Below are 17,233 nucleotides of genomic sequence, written 5' to 3'. Positions count from 1 at the left end.
TCCTCCTTGGTCTGATGCGCGGCGTGCGCCGGTCGGCAGGCACGGCGCCGGGGCACATATCAGGCTAAGGAGGGACGAAGGTCCGGCCTGCTCAAGACTGAGCAGGCCGGACCTTCGCCGGTCATCCGATATCAGTGCTCGGATAAAGCAAGTCTCAGTTATCAGGACTCGGATTCACTCGATCGGTTGTTGATCGCTACCCGGCCGCGGACCGCGCCGGCTCGGCGGCCGGCTTCTTCTTGCGTCCACCGCCCATCTTCGGCATCGGCCGCAGCGGGATCTCCTTGAGCACCAGCGTGGCCAGCAGACCGATCGCCACCAGCGCGGCGCAGACGCCGAACAGCTGGTGCAGGGAGTGCGTCAGCGCGTCCTGCGAAACCGCGGACGCACCGCCCTTGGCGCCGCCGGTCGTCCCGGACATGATCGTGCCCAGCACCGCGATGGAGACGGGACCGGCGACCATGCGCCAGAACTGCACCTGGCTGGTCGCGGCGCCGATCTGCTGCATGGACACCGAGCTCTGCGCCACCGTGGTCGCCATCGGGAAGGCGATTCCGATACCGAGGCCGACCAGGACCATCGAGAACACCGGCCAGAAGTGGTTGGTGTGCGGGTCCACGGTCGTGAGCAGCAGCAGGCCGCCGATCATGGAGGCGAAGGCGAACGTGCCGACGAAGCGGTAGCGGGGCACCTTGGTCAGCACCTTGCCGGCGATCGGCGGCACCACCATCAGGGCCAGCGTCAGCGGGATCACCAGGCTGCCGGAGAAGCCCGCGGAGACGCCCAGCACGCCCTGGTAGAGCAGCGGGACGTAGAACAGGACGCTCATCATCGCGAAGGCGGAGAAGAACGCGACCACGGTCATCACCGAGAACTGATTCACCTTGAACAGCTCCACCGGCACCACCGGATTGGCCGCCCGGCGCGATTCGACCAGGTAGAACACGATCAGCATGACGGCGCCGACGATCACCGGCGCCAGCACCTCGGCCGAACCCCAGGCGTGTCCGTCGCCGGCCAGCGAGATCCCGATCAGCAGCGGGACGAGCGCCGTGATCAGCACGACCACGCCGGGGAAGTCGATGTCGCGCCAACTCAGATGCGATCTCACGTACGGCACCGCGGCGATCACGGCCACCACGGTGAGGGCGACCAGCGGCACGTTGACGTAGAAGATCCACCGCCACCCGATGTGGTCGGTGATCAGACCGCCCAGCGGCGGCCCGACGACCATGGACAGCCCGGCGACGCTGAACAGCACGCCCATGATCTGCGCCCGGCTGGCCGGCGGGTAGATGTCGGCCACCACGGTGAAGATGTTGGCCATCAACAGCCCGCCGAACAGGCCCTGCAGCCCGCGGAAGACGATCAGCTGGGTCATGTTCTGCGAGGCGCCGCAGATCCACGAGGAGGCCAGGAAGCCGAGCAACCCGGCCAGCAGGAAGGGTTTGCGGCCGAACATGTCGCCGAGCTTGCCGCCGATGGGGACGACCACCGCGGCGCCGACGCCGTAGGAGACACCGACCCAGGCGTACAGGCCCAGGCCCTTCAGGTCGCCGACGATGTGCGGCATCGCGGTGCTGACCACCGACACGTCGATGGAGGTCAAGGCGAGGGCAAGGATGACCGCCGCCGTCGCCATGAGCCGCTTGTTGGGAGGGAGCTCGGATCCGCCGGGACCGGGCATGCCGGGACCGGGTGCACCCGCGCTCGCGGGACTGGACTGCTGCGTTTCATCCGACATGGGCACTACATTGTGACCTTCCTCGCGGATGGATCTACTCAATTGTGAGCATTGTAAGGGCTCTGCTTCCATTCTGTCCGCCCCTCGTCACTGGGAGTGCGCACTTTTGCGCTTCGGCGGCAATGCGGTTCTCCTACCTTGAGCAACGATGAAAAGCTCTGATTCCCTCACTGCTTCGCGGGCTCAAACCGCCGACGCCGTCACGCTTCCGGAGCTCATCGAGGCGCGTGCTGATCGAGATCCGGAGCGGGTCGCGCTGTGTGTGGACGGCCGGGACGAGCTCACCATGGGCGGCTGGCTGTCGCGGGCGCGGCCGGTCGCTGCCGGGCTGCTCGGGCACGCCGTGCGCCCCGGCGATCGGGTGGGCCTGCTGTTCGCCGACAGTGCTTGGTTGGACTACGCCGTGGCCGCGCTGGGCGTCTACCTTGCCGGCGGGGCGGTAGTCGGAATGTCGGCACGGCTGGGATCGGCGGAGCTTACGCAGCGGCTGTCGGCCGTGGGAGCCGCGGGACTGATCCACGGCACTGGGATCGATGTGCCTACCGGTCAGGGCTGGAGCGCGCCTTTGCCCGACCTCGCCGCCGGTTCCGGCTCCGGACCGCTGTCATCGAGGCCTGCGATAGCCCCCGATGACTTGGTCGAGATCATCCACACCTCCGGCACCACCGGCCCGGCCAAGGCGGTCGCTGTCACGCACGCCAATCTCACCTTCGGCCGAAACGCCGCGATGGACCAGGTGGCGGGCCCGGCCGGAGGGGTCCTGACCCCGGTCCCGCTGGGCACCAACGCCTGCCACAGCGCGATCCTGGCGGCCCTGACCTCGGCGGCCACCGTCCACGTCCTCCGTCGCCCCGATGCCCGCTCGGCCGCCGAGGCTGTTGCGCGCTTCCAGCTGCCTGCGGCGATCCTCCCCGCGCCATTGGCCAGGGCCATGGTCGCGCAAGGGCTGGCCGAGCAATACCTGTCTGGTCTTCGAACCCTGATGCTCGGCTCCGCGCCGGTACACACCGTCACCGCGAACCGTCTTCGGGCGCTGCTCCCGGACACAGCAGTCTCGATCGGCTACGGATCCACCGAAGCCGCACCAGCCTTCACTCAGCTTCCGTCGCAGGACTTTGAGAAGCATCCGGGTTCGCTGGGCCTGCCGCGTCCCGGAGCCGAGGTGCGGATCGTCGGACCGGACGGTGCTCGGGCCGAGCCCGGCAGCGTCGGCGAGATCTGGTTGCGCTGCCCGGGACCCCAGCGCAGCTACTACGGCCGGCCCATGGACGACACGTTCCAGGACGGCTGGACCCGCATGGGCGACCTGGGATCGGTCGGCGGAGACGGCTATCTCTCCTTTTTCGACCGCGCCGCCGACGCTGTCCGCGCTGCCGACGGCCGTCTGATCTCCACCTACAGCATTGAGGACGCGCTGCTGGAACACCCGGAGGTCGCCGACGCCGCCGCAGTGGCTGATCGCAGCGGGCCGCCCGGAGCCGTGGCCGCCTTCGTTCAGCCCCGGACGCCTGGCACGCCACTTCCTCCGGACCGGTTGCGCGGCTTCCTGGCCGACCGGCTGTCGTCGGCTGAGGTCCCGGCTCGGATCGTCGCGGTTGGAGAGCTCCCGCGCGGTCCGCTCGGCAAGGTTCTCAAGCGGCGGCTGGGCGTCGCGAACTGAGCGCTGGAACGGTTGAGACATACGTTGTGCGAATTAACATTTTATGCCCTCTCGCACCTGCGGATACCGTCCCATTCATGGAGTGGAGCTTTCGAACGGCAGAAGAGTTGGCGGCCGCATTGCGTGCCGGTGAAGTGACCTCGGGGGAACTGACCGAGGAGGCGATCGCGCGGATCGAGCGCGACGACAAGGTGATCAACGCGATCTGCGTGCCGGACTTCGACCGTGCGCGGGCCGCCGCACGGGCCGCCGACCAGGCGCGGGCGCGCGGCGAGGATCGCCCGCTGCTCGGTATTCCGGTGACGGTCAAAGAGTCCTACAACATGGCGGGACTGCCCACGACCTGGGGCATGCCGCACCACGGGAACTACATGCCGGCCGAGGATTCGGTTCAGGTATCGCGGCTCAAGGACGCCGGCGCGGTAATCCTCGGTAAGACCAATGTGCCCTTGGGACTGCAAGATATCCAGAGCTTCAACGAAATCTACGGCACCACCAACAATCCGTGGGATCACACGCGCACCTCGGGCGGCTCCTCCGGCGGATCGGCGGCGGCGCTGGCGTCCGGATTCGGCGCGCTGTCCATCGGCTCTGACCTCGCCGGTTCGCTGCGCACCCCCGCGCACTTCTGCGGCGTCTACTCGCACAAGCCGAGCCTCGGACTGGTGCCGAGCCGCGGCATGGTCCCGCCGTCCGCGCCGGCCCTGCCGGTCGACCTCGACCTGGCCGTCGTCGGTCCGATGGCGCGCACCGCCCGCGACCTCACGCTGCTGCTCGACGTCATGGCCGGGCCGGACCCGCTGACGTACGGCACGGCGTACCAGCTGGCCCTGCCGCCCGCACGTCACGAACGGCTGAGCGACTTCAGGGTCTTGGTCCTCGAGGAGCATCCGTTCCTTCCGACCGGATCCGCGGTGCGGGCAGGCGTGAACCGGGTCGCCGACGCGCTCGCCGACGGCGGCGCCCGCGTCGAGCGACACAGTCCCCTGCTGCCCGACCTGACCGAAGGCGCGACGCTCTACGCGCAGCTGCTGTTCTCGGGCTCCGTCGCACGTTTTCCCGTCGATGCCTACGAGCGGCTGCGGACCCGCGCCGCCGCACTGAGCCCGGAGGACCAGAGCCTGGACGCGGCGCGGCTGCGCGCGATGGTGTTCAGCCACCGCGACTGGATGGAGGCGAACGACCGCCGCGAACTCCACCGCCACGGCTGGCGGCAGTTCTTCGCCGAGTTCGACGCCGTGGTATGCCCGATCACGCCGACTCCCGCGTTCCCGCACGATCACAACCCCAACCCGCTGGAACGCTGGATCGACATCGACGGCGTCGACTTCCCGTACTTCGACCAGCTCGTCTGGGCCGGCCTGCCCACCATGCCCGGCCTGCCCGCCACCGTCATACCGACGGGTCTGTCCCCCGAGGGCCTGCCGGTGGGCGTGCAGCTGATCGGTCCGATGTTCGAGGACCGCACCCCGCTGTCGCTCGCCGAACTGCTGGAGCAGAAGATCGGCGGGTTCCGGCCACCGAGGTAGGGCTCTGCGGTTGCGCGCTCGCCGAGCGCTCCCTACGGTGCCAGGGTGACGATTCTCGCCGAACGTGTCGAAACCTGAGTATGTACGACGTCATCATCGTCGGCGCGCGCTGCGCCGGGGCGGCGACGGCGCTCTTGCTGGCGCGGCAGGGAGTAAGGGTCCTGCTTGCCGACCGGACCACGTTCCCGAGCGACACCGTCTCCACGCATCTCCTCCACCCCGCTGGTGTGGCCCGCCTGCGGGAGTGGAACCTGCTGGAGCCGCTGCTGGCGACCGGCTGCCCGCCGCTCGACGCCATCAGCTACCACGCGGCCGAAGACCTGGTGCTGCGTGGGGCACCGTACGCGTACGAGGACGTCACCATTTCGGTCGCGCCTCGACGAACGGTGCTCGACGCGCTGCTCGTCGAGGCCGCGGTGGCAGCCGGCGCCGAGCTGCGGGAAGGCGCCTCGCTCCGGAACGTGCTGTGGGAGGACGGCAGGGTCGTCGGAGCCGAGTTCGGCAGCGGCGCTGACAGCTCCGGCGGCAGTGGCGTCTTCACCGAACGAGCCAGCCTGGTCATCGGCGCGGATGGCCGACACTCGACCGTGGCCCGGGAGGTCGGGGCGAAGCTGGTCCGCGACGCGGGCACTTTCGGCTGCCAGTTCTACGGCTACTGGAGCGGCCTGCCGGACGAGGGCACGCAGATCTTCATCGGCGGCGGCCAGGCGGTCCTGGCGTACCCGACCCACGACCGACACCACCTGGTCCTGGTCGGCTGGCCGCACGCGCGCTTCGCCGAGGTGAAGCAGGACATTGACCGGCACTTCCTCGCCGCCGTCGCCACGAGTGCGCCGGCCGTCCGTGAGCACCTCACCGACGACGCGCGCAGCGAGCGCATCACCGGATCCGGCGACCTCGCCAACTACGTGCGCGAGTCGTCCGGGCCCGGCTGGGTGCTGGTCGGGGATGCCGCGATGGCGAAGGACGCGGTCACGGCGCAGGGCATCGGCGACGCCTTCTCGCAGGCGCAGTCGTTGGCCGAGCGTCTGCCTGCGGCACTCGCGGCGGGTCCGCGGGCCGTGGACGCCTCGACCGCGGCGCATGTCGCCGACCGGGATCGCGACGGCGCTACCGCGTTCGAGACGACGGTCGCGTTCGCGATGGGCGGCAATTCAAGCGAGCTGCTGCCGGTGCTCCGCGCGATCGCGGATCGCCCTGATCTGGTCAGTATGTTCTACGGGATCTACGCCGGACGGGTCACTATGGACGAATTCGCCGCGGCGGTCGGCTGACTGCGCGGCATCTTAGAGGCCTGATTGCAGTCGGTACTGTGCGCGGCCACGCGGAACGCCGGCCGTCCGGGGCTACCTCGCGCTCCTCTGCAAGTTCGTGATGTGGGCGAGCATGTCGGAACGCTTCTGGGCCTCCACGGGGATGGGGCTCGGGAAGAACCAGGCGAGTTCGACGTTCGTCTGCCTGCGCTCGCCGGGCTTGGCTTTCTTCGGCGGCGCGGCCTGCATGGTTCCGGTGAGGATCGACTTGTGGTCGGCGAAGAATTCCACGCCGCACCAGAAGTAGTTGATCCATATGGACTCGGCGGCTTGGTTGTTCAATTCCTCGGCGGGAAGCGGGCTCGCGGCTCTGACCGAGGTCTCGACGGCGGGGGTCAGCGTGGCCAGAACGGGACCGTACTTCACCGAGATGTTGCCGCCCTGGTCGAGCGAGAGGCGGCCGTCGGGTCCCAGCCGGTAGGGCGAGTAGACCACTTCGGGGCGCTCGAAGTCGCCTCGGTAGGCCGCGGCCAGGTCCTGGTTGGACGGGAACAGGTAGCCGAGGTCGTTCTGCAGCAGGGTGATGTTCAGCTTCGCGGCGCCCTTGCCGGTGGACTGCGCTGCGGTGAGGTCCTGCAAGACCAATGGCGCGGCGTCCGGCCTGAAGGCTCCGCGGTCCGCCTTGACGAAGGGGTGGCTGTGGGCGATGGACACCAGGCCCTTCAGCACCGGCTGCGACCAGTCGACCTGGGTGGGCCCGCCGGCGATGAGGTAGCAGGTGGTGCGGTCGCCGCGGTCGCGCCCGACGGCCCACTCGTGGGCCCGTGTGTCGTAGCCGCCGACGGTCTCGACGCCGACCTCGGCCAGGGCGCTCTGGTCGCCGGTCGCCAGCCGGCTCAGGATTTTCAGTCCCTGCTCCAAGCCGGTCAGCCGGGTCAGAACGCGCGGGTTCGTGTCGACGGCCTGCGCCGGATCGATGAGCACGACCCGGGTGGGCCGGCCCGCGTACTGCCGCGTCTGTTCTGCCATCGTTGGTCCTCCGCATCGGCGTTGCCGTGCGCTTCGGCAGGCGGCCGCGGCACGTGTCTCCTACACGAGCGCGCGGATGGCGATCAGATACATGCAAGGCACGAAACTGTTTGCCGCTTAAGGGGAAACCCTTAGCGTGGCGCCGCAAGTCCCCGGACAAGTGTGTCCAGAGCCAAGCGCCAGCGTCGATCGACGACGGCTTTCGACCCCCCGAGGCGATGCGCGCTCTCAGCTGCGGCAAGGCCCTCCACACAGGCGAAGAACAGGTGCGCGATGTCCGTCGGATCGCCGACGAGCCGTCCCGCCTCAACCGCTGCCCGGGTCCGGCGAACGAAGACCTTGCTCACCGACAGCCCGGCTTTGTTGTCGTCGGTTGTCGGGCTGAAGTCGACGAAGGGCCGCGAGAACATGGTTTGCGCGAGCACCGGATTGGCCAGGACGAACTGCCGGAACGATTCGCAGACGTTGAGAAGCGCCTCCAGCGGGTCTGGAGTCGGCGGAACTTGCGCGAGCTGCGCGCCGAGCAGACGAAAGCCTTCGAAGTAGACCTCGCGGATCAGGCCGCCTTTATCGCCGAAGACTTCATAGATCGCCGGGACGGAGGCGCTGGCACGGCGTGCGACCGTCCGTGCGGTCAGACCAGCCACGCCCTCTTCGGCAAGGACGGCCAGCGCGCTGGCCACCGCGCGCTCCCGGAGTGCGTCGGTCCGTTGCTTGGGCCTTGGCATATCAACGACGCTAGCACCTGCGCGCCTTCTTTCTAACATCGTTACGGAACATCGTTACAAAACATGTTACCCTTCAGTAATGAAGGTCACGGCGCTTGAACTACTGCGCATGCGCAACCAACAAGGCAGCGAACCCGGTCGCCGTCGCGACGACGCCCGCCTGGCGTTGGTGATCGAGGGCGGAAGCTCTCGGGGCGCCTATTCGGCGGGCATGACCGGGGCGATCGAGCAGCTCGGCATCCTGCCGTTGTTCGACGCGGTGTACGGCAGCTCGGCCGGCGCGCTGAACGGCGCCTGGATGCTCTGCGGCAAGGCCGAGTCGACGATGCATGCGTGGTGGACGCCGGAGATCATGCGCGGCACGATCGACCCGAAGCGGGCCTTGCGCAGGCGGCCCGTCGTGGACACGCACTACCTCGTGCACACGGTCTACACCGACATCATGCCGATGGGCTTCGAGCAGATCCTGGCCAGTCCGATCGAGTTCCATCCCATGGCGACCGACGCGGAGACCGGTGAATCCGTGGACCTGCATCCGTTCCTGCACGACACGCCGAGCTTGCAGGCCGCGTTCCGCGCCTCAACGGCGATGCCGCTGCTGACGGGCACTCCCATCCAGATCGACGGTCGCCGCTTCGTCGACGCCGGCGTCAGCGAGGCCGTCCCGGTGCGGACAGCCTTGGCGCAGGGCGCCACCCACGTCATCGCACTCCGCACGCGGCGCGCCGACGAACGGACGACGCCGCCGGCGCGGATCGAGCGGATCGTGTTGACACGCTGGTTCACGCGCAACGCGCCCGGGGCGCTTCAGCCGTGGATGAACCGCACGGCGATCCGCGCTCAAGAAGAGCGAGTACTCGCCGAGCATCCGGGCGTGCTCCAGATCCGTCCGCCGGTCGGCTCCGGGGACATCGGACGCACGGAAGTCGGAGGCTCTGCTCTGCGCGCCGCCGTCGACATCGGACGGCAGGCGGCGTTCACTGCGCTGACTCCCCTGGAGTAGACCCGCCGCCCGCCGCGGCAGTCGTTTCGAGGCCTCACCCCGTGTTGTAGGGCGAAGCGTCGAGACGAGGGAGTGGCAGTGTGCTGAGAGAGTGGGATTTGCGGGAGGCGATGGCAGACGCCGTCGATGATCTTGCGGCGGAGGCAATAGCGCTCGCTTTGCTGGAAGCGAGTGCGGAGGCGATTGACGCTTGGCCGGACGTCGAGTCGACGAACGCCCTCAACCTCGCGGTGTGCGCCGGAGCGCTGTATTCGGCGGTCGCGATCCGGCTGCATCAGCTCTTTGAGACCGGCGGCTACGATCTCGGGATCTTCGGCCAATACGCCAAGGCGCTGGCGCAGGGCCACGCGCCGACGTCGCCGTATCGAGCTAAGGGCACTGATCTGACTCAGGCAGGCCCGAACCTGTTCAGCGACCATTTCAGTCCGATACTCGGGGTGCTCGGACCCGTCGATCGGCTGGTCCCGCACGTCGAGGTGCTTTTGCTGGTTCAGGCAGCCTTGACGGCTTGGTCGGTGTACGTGGTGACCCGATGCGCGACGAAACGCTTGGGCTCTCGAAGCGGTACGGCCATCGGCGCGGCGTACGCATTGTCCTGGGGCATCCAGCAGCTCATCGGGTTCGACTTCCACGAGGTCGCCTTCGCGCTGCCCTTCATCAGCCTGGCCATCGCGGCCTACCTGGACGGCCGCTTCAGAGCCGCCGCGATCTGGGCGGCGTTGCTCCTTCTGGTGAAGGAAGACATGGGCCTGACGGTCTTCGTCTTCGGCGTTCTCATCGGACGCCGCGATCCCCGAACGGCTCGCGTCCTGTGCGTGCTCGGTCCGCTCGTGATGGTCGTCGCGCTCTCCATCAGCACCAGCAGGGTCGGTGGATTCAGTGCCCTCCTTGCGCAGCCCTACGCGATCTTCATCAAGCTGCTGTTTCCCCCGGTGAAGCTGCTCACCGTCTCGATGCTGCTGCTCCCCACCGCGTTCCTGATGCTGCGCAGCCCGATAGCCCTGCTGGTCGTCCCGACGCTGCTGTGGCGTTTCACGGCAGACACGCCGAGCTACTGGGGTCTCGGGTTTCACTACTCGGCCGTGCTGATGCCGATCATCTTCCTGGCCATGGTCGATTCACTCACGACTCCCCCGCAACGATGGCTCGCAGGACGACGCCTTCCGCAGCTGGCCATGGGATTCGCCATCGCCACATGCGCACTCTTTCCCATCAACACCCTGGCTAAGCCGTCCTTCTGGCACACCCCGGCCTACGCCCGAGATGCCCAGCAAGCCGTGAACCACATCCCGAAGAACGCACTGGTGGCAGCATCCGGAGACCTCGCCCCGCACCTCGTCGACAAGGCAACGGTCTACCCCCTCGTCACCATCGACGCCATCAACACCCTGCACCTGAGCTGGCTCGCGATCGACACCGGCGACCCCGCCATCGCCACCCCCACAGGACGACTCCTCATGCACCAGATAGGGGACAGCGGCTTCCGCGAGATCTTCTCGAAGGGCGGCTTCGTGGTCCTCGTGCGGCCTCAGGCCGAGGAGTCGCCATAGCTTGACAGCTGTCTGCGATACTCGGGCGACTTTCCCGCCGTCGATCGGAGGCTGCGTCCTATGCCCGTGTACTCGATCCTCGGTCCGTTGGAGGTGCGGGTTGGTGGTGTGCTGGTTGAGGTGGCGCGGCCTCGGCGGCGGGCTGTGCTGACGTATTTGTTGCTGCATGCGAATGACCGGGTTGATGTCGAGCAACTGATTGATGCTTTGTGGGCGGAGGGGACGCCGCGGACGGCGCGGGCGCAGATTCACACGGCGGTGTCGGCTTTGAAGGCGGCGCTCCCGGAGGAGTTGCGGACGGGGCTGGTTTCGGAGGCGACGGGGTACCGGCTGTGGGTCGGAGCCGAGGATCTGGATCTGGCGGTTTTCCGTCAGCGGCTGGCGTCGGCGCGGGGGTGTCCGGGGATCGGGGCTGAGTCCGAGCAGGCGCGGCGGGCGTTGCGGTCGGCGTTGGCGTTGTGGCGCGGGCCGGCGTTGGCGGGCGTGGACGCGCCGTTCGTCGAACCGGCCCGCGCCAGGCTGGAGGAGGAGCGGTTCAGCGCTTATGAGGCGTTGGCCGACGGGGAGATGGCCGCCGGCCGGCACGCCGAGCTGATCCCGCTGCTCACGGGACTGCTCAACGAGTACCCGGCGCGGGAGTCGATCGTACGGCGGCTGGCGCTGTCGCTCTATCGCGCGGGCCGCAAGACGGACGCGCTGGCGGTGGTGCGGCGGCTGCGCGTGCTGCTGGCCAAGGAGTACGGACTCGATCCGGAGAAAGGCATCGTGGACCTGGAGAACGCGATGCTCCGCGGTGATCTGGCGCTTGATGCCCGGGAGGTCGGGTCCGAGGGCAGATCCGAGGGCAGGTCCGAAGGGGTCAGGTCCGAAGGAAGGCCCGACGCCGACTTGCGCGCTGGAGCCGCCGTCGCGAGCGAGGTCGCCGCTCCGGAAGCGGCGACTGGCGGCGAGAAATCAGCACCGCCGTCCCCCGCACCGCCGAGGCAGGCCGCACCGCTTCAGCCCACCTGGCCGCGCCCGGCCCAACTCCCCCCGCCAACCGCGGGCTTCGTCGGCCGCGACCACGAGCTGACCCGGCTCGCCCGCCTGCTCACGTCGGAATCCGACGCGCCACGCGCGGCGGCGGTCACCGGTCCGGCCGGCGTCGGCAAAACGTCCCTGGCGTTGATCTGGGCGCACGAGCATGCCGGCGCCTTCCCCGACGGGCAACTGTTCGTCGACCTTCACGGCTACGACCACAGCGAGGCCGAGAGCCCCGAAGGCGTGTTGGAGCGCTTCCTGCTGGCCCTGGGCATACCCGGCCACCAGATCCCGCCGGGGCTGCCCAAGCGCGAGGACCTGTTCCGCTCGGCGATGGCAGAGCGCCGCATGCTCCTGGTCCTGGACAACGCGCGTGACTACCGCCAAATCAGCCCCCTGCTTCCTGGCTCCGCCCACACCCGCACGCTGATCACCAGCCGTATCCGGCTGGGCAGCCTGGTCGCCGACACCGGCGCGCTCCCGGTCCCCCTGGACGTCCTGCCCCTCGAGGAATCGGTCGAGGTCCTGACGCGCATCGTCGGCGCCGAATCGGTGGCGGCGGCGCCGCAGTCCGCGCGTGACCTGGCCCGCCTGTGCGGCGGTCTCCCGCTCGCACTGCGCATCTCGGCCGTCCGGCTGCTTGAGGAACCGGCCGCCGGGCTGACCGGGCTGGCCACCGAACTCAGCCCGGAAGCCGACCGCCTGCACGGCTTGGGCCTGCTCGACGGCGGCCACACCGTCTCCCACGCGCTCGAGAACTCCTGCCGCCGGCTGACCGCCGCGCAGATCCGCCTGTTCCGCCTCCTGTGCCTGCACCCCGGCGACAGCGTCGGCGCGGCGGCGGCGCAAGCCATGGTCGATCAAGGCGACCTGCGCTTCACGGCGCATGTCGAAGTGCGCCATCTGCTGCGTGTCCTGGAGACGGTGCACCTGGTCGACCGCACCGCCGCCGACCGCTACCGGATGCACGACCTCGTGCGGCTCTACGGCCGGGGTCTGTCAGGCCTCGACGATGCCGACCAGACGCAGGACTCCCTGGCTCTCCAACGCCTCCTCGACTGGTACATCAACGTCGCCCAAGCCGCCCACCGGGTTCTCGCCCCCGCCATGCCAGCGCTCCCGATGGACGTCCGCCACAGCCTCACCGACAACCCGACGCCTTTCCCTGACGAGTCCGCCGCGCTGGACTGGTTCGATCAGGAGGCTGCGAACCTGATCGCGCTGACGAAGTCAGCAGCCGAACACGGCGACCACCGCGGAGTCTGGCAGCTCGCCATCGCGCTGGGCGCCTACCTTTCGCGCCGCCACCGTGTAGACGCCCTGGTCCAGACCCAGGCACTCGGCGAGCAGGCCGCGCTGGCCGAGGCGCACCACGCGGCAGCCGCGGCGCTGGCGAACAACCTCGGCATCGCCCACGCCATGCGCCGCGACCCCGAGGCGGCGCAGCAGCCGTTCGAGCGAGCCGTCGCCGCCTATCGCGACCTCGGCGACCGCCAGCGTGCCGCGCAGATCAGCGCCAACCTCGGAAGTCTGCGCTACGACCTGGGCATGCCGCACGAAGCCGCCGCCGCCCACAGCGCCGCCATCGAGACCCTGCGCGAGTTCGGCGACAGCCCGGCGCTGTCCGCCGTCCTGGCCAACCTCGGCCTGACCGTCGGCGACCTGGGCCGGCACGAACAAGCCCGCGACCTGTTCCGTGAGGCGATCGGCGTCGCAGAGGCCTGCGGTTCGGACTACCGGGCCGGCTACGCGCGCAGCCAGCTGGCCTGGACGCTGCTGCGCCTCGGCGAGGCCGACGAAGGCCTGGAGCTGAGCCGCGAAACGCTCGCCTACGCGTTGACCATCGGCGACCCGCTGCTGGCCGGCCGGATGCACGACCAGATCGGCATCGCCCAGGCGATGCGCGGAGCCTGGGACGAGGCGCGCGCCGCGTGGGAGGAAGCCGTCGCGACGCTCACCGGGATCGGCAGCTCGGAAGCCGACGTCGTCCGGGCCCGCCTGCGCGGCGAACCCGACGCGCTCCCGGCCGTGGGAGCCGACGGGAAGCCGAACGTCGCTGCTCTACCGAGTAGATAGCAAGTGAAGAGGAGATGAAGAGCGCTGCGGTCCACGATGGAATCGCAGCCCTACAGCGCGGCCCTGAAGCGGCGCCAGGCACGGCGGCGACGATGACTGTCACCATCAAGACCCGCCCGCCTGAAAGGGAGTACGTAGTGGGCGACACGCACTACGACTATCGGTGATCTCACCGTCATAGCACGACAGATGACATTGGCATCGACATCGCAATGCGCAGGAAACCGCACGACGCATGACGGGCAGTTCCCGGCCACTTCCCTCATCGCGCTCGGTTTCCTCATCGGCTATCGCAGATCACTGACAGCTGCTTCTCACGTCCCGCGCAGGGACAACCACATCTGACGTCCACGAGCGTGCTCGCCACGCTCCGCTGCGCCATGCCCTCATCCGGAAAGGAGCCCTGCCCGCATCACGGCGCTCTTCGAACCCTGACAACCAACCCCACTGAAAGGCCAGGAATGAACAACGCCCTCCGTGCCGAAGGCACGCGGACCGCAACTGGACGCCGGCGCCTCGCCGGCCTCCTCGCCACGGCAGTCGCCCTGATCACCGCCGCCGCTATGGCGCCCGCGTCAGCGGCGGCCGGCACCGGAAGCGCGTCCTCCGCAACCACCGTCCAGCCCGACACCGGCACCTCCACGGCCGGCGGGCCCATCAGCCGCGCCGAGATCCAGGCGCGCGCCCAGGACTGGGTGAACGAGCGCGTCCCGTACAGCGAGTCGCTCCACTGGACGGATTCCAACGGCACCTACCGCCAGGACTGTTCAGGCTTCATCTCCATGGCCTGGCACCTGGCGCCCGACCAGAATTACGGCGCGACGACGTGGTCCCTCCCGGACTTCTCCACCAAGCTGTCCTCCCTGGACGACCTCCAGCCGGGCGACATGATCGACAACATCAACACCCACGTCGTGATGTTCCTGGGCTGGACCTCCAGCAGCCACAGCACGGCGATCGTCGCCGAGGAAGCCCACTCCGGCACCGTCGCCCACGTCGATTCCTCGTACTACACGCGCTCGTACCTGCTCAACAACGGCTACGAGCCGTTCCGCTACAACAAGGTGACCGAGTACCCGAGCAAGATGGGCGAGATCACCGACGTCGGCGACCAGAACGGCGACGGCGTCGACGACTTCACCGCTGTCGAGCGCTCCTCCGGGTTCCTGTACCTCTACACCAGCCCGGGCTACTCCGGCACCGACCGGCAGAAGCTCGGCTGGGGCTGGAACACCATGCGCGACATCGCCGCTGTCGGTGACCACAACGGTGACGGGAAGGTCGATCTCGTCGCGGTCAACACCTCCGACAACCATATGTACCTGTACTACGGCCCGGACTTCTCCGGGACCACCCGCGTCGACCTCGGCGGCGGCTGGAGCAGCTACAAGGACATCGCCGCGGTCGGCGACCACAACGGCGACGGCATTCCGGACTTCGTCACCACCGACAGCAGCACCGGAAACCTTTACCTGTACACAAGCCCGAACTACCTCGGCAGCCAGCGGCAGCAGACCGGCACCGGTTGGACCGGGACGCGCGACATCACCGATGTCGGCGACCACAACGGTGACGGCAAGGACGACTTCGTCGCGGTCAACACCTCCGACAACCACATGTACCTGTACTACGGCCCGGACTTCTCCGGGACCACGCGCGTCGACCTCGGCGGCGGCTGGAGCGGCTACACGGACATCGCCGCCATCGGCGACCACAACGGCGACCACCAGCCGGACTTCGTCACGACCGAGACCAGCACCAACTTCCTCTACCTGTATTCGAGCTCGAACTATCTCGGCAGCTCGCGCCAGAAGATCGGCACCGGCTGGTAATCACGCTCACCCCACACTTCCTACAGGAGGGCAGGACGGTTCATGTCGCTCACGCGACGTCTCTGGGCAGTTCTCACTTTCGCAGCGCTCGTAGTGGCCGGTATCGCACCCGCTGCCTCTGCCGGCACGGCGTCCCCGAATAGCACGGCGTCCCCCAATAACTCGGCGTCCCCCAATACCGCGCCTCAGTACCGGTTCTCCACGTACAACATCTGCGGCAACCACTGTTCATCGAGCGACTACAGCAACACACAGCGCCTGAGAGTTGTCGAGGACGAGGGATCCCCGACCGGCGGGAACGCCGACGACATCTTTCTCCAGGAGGTCTGCAAGTCCCAGTTCGACAGCATCGACGCGCAGTTGAGGACGCGGGGCTACACAGGGCTCTTCGACCAGACCAAAGCTGTGGGCTCGGGCACCTGCAGCGGCAGCCCATACGGCATCGCCATGTTCACGAAGGGCGCCGTCGTCCAGACGAAAGTCCTCCACCTGAAGATCGGCGGGGAGCCCACGGACGAGGACATCGCGTCGCCGTGTGTGGAGAGCTTCATCCAGGGTCGGCTCCACTGGGGCTGCTCGGTGCACCTGTACTGGGACTCCAGCACCTACTCCGCGCTTGAGGCGCAGAAGCTGGCGAGTCTCGTGCGGCCCTGGCAGGAGGCGGGAATCCCCGTCGTGCTCGGCGGCGACTTCAACGCCTCGGCGACGACGTCGACCCTCGACTCCTTCTACCAGCCCGGAATGGCCGGCAGTCCGCACGGAAGCTTCCGCGAAGCCGATCAGACAGACAAGAACTACTTCAACACGTCGATCTGCACGGCGACGCAGTCGGACTGCCGATCCGGCGAACCGACGTACGTCGACCTGACGTCTCAGGCCACGAAGAAGATCGACTATCTGTTCTTCAGCCAGAACGCCTTCACGAACGTCTCCGGAGACGTGCTGGCGCGTGACGTGACGGTCTCCGACCACCGCCTCTACCGCGGTACGGCGACCATGACCAGCGCCTCGATGGGGGAGACCACCGACGTCGGGGACCGCAACGGCGACGGCGTCGACGATTTCGTGGCGGTCGAGCGCTCCACCGGCGACCTGTACCTCTACACCAGCTCCGCCTACTCCGGGGCGAACCGGACGCAGCTCGGCTGGAGCTGGGACACGATGCGCGATCTGGTCGACGTCGGCGACCACAACGGCGACGGCATCGCCGACCTGATCGCCGTCGACACCGCCGACGACCACATGTACCTGTACTCCGGTCCCGGCTTCTCGGGCACGACCCGCGTCGACCTCGGCGGCGGCTGGGACAGCTACACCGACCTGGCCACCGTCGGGGACCGCAACGGCGACGGCGTTCCGGACTTCGTCGCCACCGACGCCGCCACCGGCAATCTCTACCTCTACACGAGTCCTAACTACCTGGGCAGCCAGCGCCAGCAGATCGGCACCGGCTGGACCGGGACCCGCGACATCACCGATGTCGGCGACCACAACGGCGACGGCCAGGACGACTTCGTGGCCGTCAACGACACCGACACCACGATGTATCTGTACTCCAGCCCCGGTTTCACGGGCTCCACCCGGGTCGCGCTGGGCGGCGGCTGGGGCGGGTACGGCGACATCGCCGCGATCGGCCGGCAGAACTCTGACAAGCAGGCGGACTTCGTCGCCACCGACACCAGCACCGGAAGCCTCTACCTCTACACGAGTCCGAGCTACCTCGGCAGCCAGCGCCAACAGATCGGCAGCGGCTGGTAGTGCACGGCACGGTGGGGCGCTCCGATCGGGGCGCCCCACCTGTCGCAGGGC

The 17,233-nt window shown here is 68.4% G+C and carries 11 protein-coding genes; 8 read left to right on the top strand and 3 right to left on the bottom strand.

Annotated elements, in window-relative coordinates:
- Positions 1 to 196 precede the first annotated feature (196 nt).
- Positions 197 to 1,744, bottom strand: a complete 1,548-nt coding sequence (locus tag CACI_RS12865) for a DHA2 family efflux MFS transporter permease subunit (protein ID WP_049871559.1) — start codon at positions 1,742 to 1,744, stop codon at positions 197 to 199.
- Positions 1,745 to 1,892: 148 nt separating this feature from the next.
- Between CACI_RS12865 and CACI_RS12860 the strand changes: the two genes are divergently transcribed.
- The 3 genes from CACI_RS12860 (at position 1,893) to CACI_RS12850 (ending at position 6,207) form a co-directional block, all read left to right on the top strand.
- On the top strand, positions 1,893 to 3,404 hold the full coding sequence (locus CACI_RS12860; RefSeq protein ID WP_012786790.1) for a class I adenylate-forming enzyme family protein: 1,512 nt from the start codon (positions 1,893 to 1,895) through the stop codon (positions 3,402 to 3,404).
- 77 nt (positions 3,405 to 3,481) lie between these two features.
- A complete protein-coding gene (locus CACI_RS12855) occupies positions 3,482 to 4,933 on the top strand; it encodes an amidase (protein WP_012786789.1) in 1,452 nt (483 codons plus the stop codon).
- Between the two features lie 80 nt (positions 4,934 to 5,013).
- Positions 5,014 to 6,207, top strand: a complete 1,194-nt coding sequence (locus CACI_RS12850; RefSeq protein ID WP_012786788.1) for an NAD(P)/FAD-dependent oxidoreductase — start codon at positions 5,014 to 5,016, stop codon at positions 6,205 to 6,207.
- A 72-nt stretch (positions 6,208 to 6,279) separates the two neighbouring features.
- On the opposite strand, the gene CACI_RS12845 is transcribed toward CACI_RS12850, so the two are convergent.
- Positions 6,280 to 7,215 carry a hypothetical protein gene (locus tag CACI_RS12845; RefSeq protein WP_012786787.1) on the bottom strand — a complete coding sequence of 312 codons (936 nt, stop codon included), beginning with the start codon at positions 7,213 to 7,215 and terminating at the stop codon, positions 6,280 to 6,282.
- A 131-nt stretch (positions 7,216 to 7,346) separates the two neighbouring features.
- Positions 7,347 to 7,898: a TetR/AcrR family transcriptional regulator gene (locus CACI_RS12840; RefSeq protein WP_012786786.1), complete on the bottom strand. Its 552-nt coding sequence runs from the start codon at positions 7,896 to 7,898 to the stop codon at positions 7,347 to 7,349.
- Between the two features lie 124 nt (positions 7,899 to 8,022).
- On the opposite strand from CACI_RS12840, the gene CACI_RS12835 reads away from it, so the two are divergent.
- From CACI_RS12835 to CACI_RS12815, 5 genes are all read left to right on the top strand, one after another.
- Positions 8,023 to 8,946, top strand: a complete 924-nt coding sequence (locus CACI_RS12835; protein ID WP_012786785.1) for a patatin-like phospholipase family protein — start codon at positions 8,023 to 8,025, stop codon at positions 8,944 to 8,946.
- A 110-nt stretch (positions 8,947 to 9,056) separates the two neighbouring features.
- On the top strand, positions 9,057 to 10,496 hold the full coding sequence (locus tag CACI_RS12830) for a DUF2079 domain-containing protein (RefSeq protein WP_083795692.1): 1,440 nt from the start codon (positions 9,057 to 9,059) through the stop codon (positions 10,494 to 10,496).
- Between the two features lie 60 nt (positions 10,497 to 10,556).
- The gene (locus CACI_RS12825) at positions 10,557 to 13,592 is read left to right on the top strand and encodes an AfsR/SARP family transcriptional regulator (RefSeq protein ID WP_012786783.1); all 3,036 of its coding nucleotides are present in this window, start codon (positions 10,557 to 10,559) and stop codon (positions 13,590 to 13,592) included.
- A gap of 461 nt (positions 13,593 to 14,053) precedes the next feature.
- The gene (locus tag CACI_RS45460) at positions 14,054 to 15,424 is read left to right on the top strand and encodes a C40 family peptidase (protein ID WP_012786782.1); all 1,371 of its coding nucleotides are present in this window, start codon (positions 14,054 to 14,056) and stop codon (positions 15,422 to 15,424) included.
- A 93-nt stretch (positions 15,425 to 15,517) separates the two neighbouring features.
- Complete coding sequence (locus CACI_RS12815) at positions 15,518 to 17,182, top strand: FG-GAP-like repeat-containing protein (protein ID WP_190276752.1); 1,665 nt, start codon at positions 15,518 to 15,520, stop codon at positions 17,180 to 17,182.
- Positions 17,183 to 17,233 lie beyond the last annotated feature (51 nt).

This window comes from Catenulispora acidiphila DSM 44928 (assembly GCF_000024025.1).
Classification (GTDB): Bacteria; Actinomycetota; Actinomycetes; order Streptomycetales; family Catenulisporaceae; genus Catenulispora; species Catenulispora acidiphila.
Note: the sequence above shows the minus strand (reverse complement) of the source record. Positions and strands in the feature narration are given on the sequence as shown.